The following is a 5042-nucleotide window of genomic DNA, read 5'->3' on the forward strand; positions in this document are numbered from 1 at the left end:
AGATTTCTTCTACAGAAAATACAGAAATTGCTGATAATAATGATGTAGGTGGTTCAATAAATATTGAAGCTACGGGAGATATTATTGCTACGGGTAGTGGAATAAAAGGTGGTGGGGAAAGTGTTTCTTTGTCTGCTACTAATATTAAGATAAATGATGAATTTGATGAGACTTCTGGGGATGCGGATGTTAAGTTAGAGGCGACAAATGATATTACTGTTGAGGATATAGAGGATGATGTGCTGGAATTTCAACCAGGGGGTGGCGAGATAGAATTTCGTGCAGATGTAGATGGGGATGGAATTGGTGTTGTAGAGATGTTGGATAATGAGGCGGATGATGGGAGCGATCAGAATACCTTTGAGAATGGAGCAGATACTATTAAGACTAATGGGCGAGATTTGACTATTGCTGGTGCTGGTATTATTTTGGGAAATATTGATACTTCTTGGTTGCCTGTTTTTTCTGGTGATGAGTTGTTGGAGGCGATCGATGTGGAAGAGGGGGGAGCGATACCAGCAGAAGGTACGAAAGGAACTGCAACATTTACTTTTATTGTAGATGGTGACTTGGGAACTATAGAAAATCTAGATGTACGCTTTTCTGCGACACATACTTGGAATGAAGACCTAGAAGTTTATCTGAAATCACCCGAAGGGAAGGAAGTAAAATTGTTTGGTGGTGTGGGTGGTATGGAAGACAATTTTCAGGATACTGTGCTGGATCATGATGCTTCGACAAGTATTAAAGATGGTAATGCTCCGTTTGATGGCACATATAGTCCCGAAGGCAGTTTAGCAAAATTTAATGGAGAAAACCCCAATGGACGTTGGACTTTGAGGGTGGAAGATACTGACGACCCAGATAGTGGCAGGTTATATAGAGCTGGTGATAATGCTCCCTGGGGAACTGCCATAGGTACACAACTGTTGCTGCGTACTCCTCTTGTTCAGAGTGGTGGAGGAAATGGTGGGGCGATTAATATAGAAGCAACTCATGGTAATCTTCGTGTAGGAAATATCCACAGTTTGAGCGAAACTGGTAATGGGGGAAGAGTTGACCTCAAGGCTAACAACAATATTATTACAGGTCTGATTAATTCTAGTTCAAATCAAGGAATTGGAGGTAATATCAACCTCAATGCTCTTTCTGGTAATATTGATACATTTTCATTGGATACTTCATCTATTGATGGAGATGGAGGTAATGTCACCATTACTGCTCAGGGTGGTATCTCTACAACTGAGGTTAATGCTAGTGTAGAGAATGGGGATGGAAATGGAGGTGAGATTTCTTTGATTGCCGAGGGTGATATCTCTACACAAAGCCTTAATTCTAGTGTTGTTCAAGGGAATGGAGATGGAGGTGAGATTTCTCTGACTGCTGGTGGTGATATATCTACACAAAGCCTTAATTCCAGTGTTGTTCAAGGGAATGGGAATGGAGGTGAGATTTCTCTGACTGCTGGTGGTGATATATCTACACAAAGTCTTAATTCTAGTGTAGGGAATGGGGATGAGTTTAATTCCAGTGTTATTAAAGGGGATGGAGGTGAGATTTCTCTGACTGCGGGGGGTGATATCTCTACACAAAGCCTTAATTCTAGTGTAGGGAATGAGGATGAGGTTAATTTCAGTGTTGTTGAAGGGGATGGGGGTAATATTACTCTCACTGCTGAGGGTGGTATCTCTACAGAAAAACTTGAGTCCAATGTTGAGCATGAGGATGGGAATGGGGGCAATATTTCTCTGAAGGCTGGTGGTGGTAATATCTCTACAACTGATGTTAATGCCAGTGTTAAGGAAGGGGATGGGGGTGATATTACTCTTGCTGCCATTAGTGGTGATATCTCTACAAAAATGATTAATTCCTATCTTGAGGATGGGGATGGGAAGGGGGGCGATATTACTCTCAGCAGTGAGGGTAATATTTCTACAAAAATGATTAATTCCTATCTTGAGGATGGGGATGGGGATGGAGGTGAGATTTCTCTCACTGCCGGTGGTAATATTTTTACAGAAAGGGTTCAGTCTAATGTTCTAGGACAAGGGGATGGGGGTGATATTACTTTCACTGCTGGAGGCAATATCGAAACTACAAACAAGGTTGATGCGACTGTTGAGGAAGGAGATGGGGGTAATATTACTCTCACTGCTGAGGGTGATATTACTATCACTGCTGAGGATATTACTGAATTGGTTGATTCTAGTGTTAATCCTGGAGCTAACTCAGGCAATGGGGGAGTCATTTCTGTGTCAGCGGGGGGCAATATCACGATAACAGAATCGCTCAAGTCTTCCTCTGGAGCTAACTCAGGGGATGGAGGAGACATCTCTGTTTCGGCGGGAGGCAACATCACAACAGGAGCGCTCAATTCCTCTTCTTCGTCGGAAGGCAACTCAGGGAATGGGGGAGACATTTCTGTGTCAGCAGGGGGCAACATCACAACAGAAGCGGTTGACTCCTCTTCTTTGTTTGTTTCGTTCGATTCGGAAGGCAACTCAGGGAATGGGGGAGACATTTCTGTGTCAGCAGGAGACAATATCACAACAGGAGCGCTTGATTCCTTTTCCTATTCAAAAAAAGGCATTTCAGGGAATGGGGGAGACATTTCTGTGTCAGCAGGAGACAATATCACAACAGGAGCGCTTGATTCGTTTTCCTATGCGGAAGAAGGCAACTCAGGGAATGGGGGAGCCATATCTTTGTTGGCAGAGGGCATAGAATTTATTAACCCTCCAGAACAAGAAGAGGTAGAAGAGGTAGAAAAATTAGGAATCAGAACATTCTCATTAGGAACAAACGACTCCGGAGATGGTGGAGACATTAACATTATCACCAACAACCTCAGTAACATAGAAATACTCACAATATCTTCCAGCCAAAAATCAGGGGAAGTGAGCATAAACAGTCAACAAGAAGGAGACCTGATACTTAATGATTTATCTATCATCACCAGTCAACAAGTAAGGGTAGAAATCCCACTTCTAGATATAATAGAAATTGGCGTAGGTGAATCAGGTCAATCAGGTAATGTATCTATCAACAGCTCTGGCAATATCAACCTCAATAACATTACTATCGAAAGCGACACCAAAGGAGACGAACGCGCTGGAGATGTCACGATAACAAGTCTGGGCACCATTTCCCTAGACGACAGTCAACTCAAAGCCATCACCAGCGACGATGGAGATGCTGGAGACATAACCATCAAAACTCCTCAAGACATTCAACTCACCAACGAAAGTCAACTCCAAGCTGACACCGAAGGCAAAGGAAACGCAGGTAACATCGAAATCCAAGCCCAAACCTTAGAGTTAAACCAAAGTACCAGCCTCACGACAGAAACCAGTGGAGCAGGGAAACCGGGAACTATCATCATCCAGGCCAAAACCATAGACATTGGAGAAAACGCTCAAATCAGCGCTACAGTCACCGCCGACTCGACCAACGAAGAAGGAGGAGGCAACATTAACATATTCGCCAACAGCCTTAATATCTCAGGATCACTGGGAATATTTGCCGAAACCGCAGGAGCAGCAGACGCAGGCACACTCACCCTTAACCCCTATAGGGGAGTAGGGGAGCAACTAAACGCATTTGACCCAGACCTGAATATTACTTTCACTGAAAACGGCTTTATATCTGCCCGCACGACATCTACAGGTCAGGGAGGTAACATTAATATATTTGCCCCAGAAAACATAGATATTGCAGGATACGGAAAAATCTCAGTCGAGACCACAGGTACAGGCAACGCAGGTGAAATCAAAATAGAAGCCCAAAACCTTACCCTCACAGAAGGAATAGCCATCTCCGCCGAAACCAATAGTGCTGGAGCCGCCGGAACCATAGAAATCAATTCCCCCACAGTCACCATCGGCAATGATGCCTCAATTAGTGCCACAGCATTAGAAGGGGCAACTAACACAGCAGCAGGAGGAAATATTACCATCAATTCCAGCGATCTAAATATCTCAGGTAGACTCGGAATATTTGCAGAAACCGCAGGTGAATCCCCCGCTGGCACCCTCACTCTCAACCCCTATAGGGGAGTAGGGGAGCAGGGGAGTAGGGGAGTAGGGGAGCAACTAGGTGAATTTGACCCCAACCTGAATATTACTTTCACCGAAAACGGCTTTATATCCGCCCGCACCAAAGCAACTGGAGACGGAGGTAACATTAATATATTTGCCCCAGAAAATATAAACATCACTGGAGAAGGAAGAATCACAGTAGAAACAACAAGCACAGGAAACTCTGGCACTATCAACATCGACACTCAAAACCTCACCATAGCCGAAAACACGACCATATCAGCATCTACATCTGACAGTGGAGAGGGAGGCACTATCAACATCAACCCCACTCAAACATTCGAACTAGAAGGTCAAATCATCACAGAAACTACAGGTACAGGCAACGGAGGAAACATTTTCATCAACACAGGAGAAATGACCGCCCCAAATAGCACCATTTCAGCCAAAAGCACTGAGACCGGAAACGCTGGCGATATTGAGATAACCGCCCAAGAAAATATTACTACAGGAATTATTACCTCCGAAGCCAACAACACAACAGAAACCCCCAACGGAGGTAACATAAGTATTACCAGCGAACAAGGACAGATTAATGCTACCCAAGCAATTCAATCATTTTCCAACCGAGGCAATGCTGGAGATGTCACTCTCCAAGCAAAAACAGATATTACTACTGATACCATAAATTCCCACGGCCAAACACAAGGCGGTCAAATTACCATTACATCAGAAACCGGAAACATAGACACATCTGCTGGCACTCTAGCCAACTATTCAGGAGGAGGCAACGGAGGCAAAGTTACCATAGAAGCGCCAAGTGGAAACATCACGACCAACAACATCTACACCTTCGCCGACGCTGACGGAGGTGAAATTTCCCTCAAAGCAGGAGGTAACATCAACCTAACAGACAACACCAATATCATCTCCGCCTCCGAACCCCCAGAAAAAGAGAGGGGGAGCGGGCGAGTTGGGAAAGGGGGAGTAGGGGAGCGGGGGAGT

General features: G+C 44.5%; 1 protein-coding gene. It reads left to right on the plus strand.

The annotated features are described in order from the left end of the window. Window positions 1-5042: proprotein convertase P-domain-containing protein (locus ACP6PK_RS30620; RefSeq protein ID WP_426565425.1), on the plus strand; the 5042-nt coding region annotated here is incomplete at both ends.

It is taken from the genome of Dapis hubbardiae BLCC-M172, from assembly GCF_050016015.1.
Lineage (GTDB): Bacteria > Cyanobacteriota > Cyanobacteriia > Cyanobacteriales > Microcoleaceae > Trichodesmium.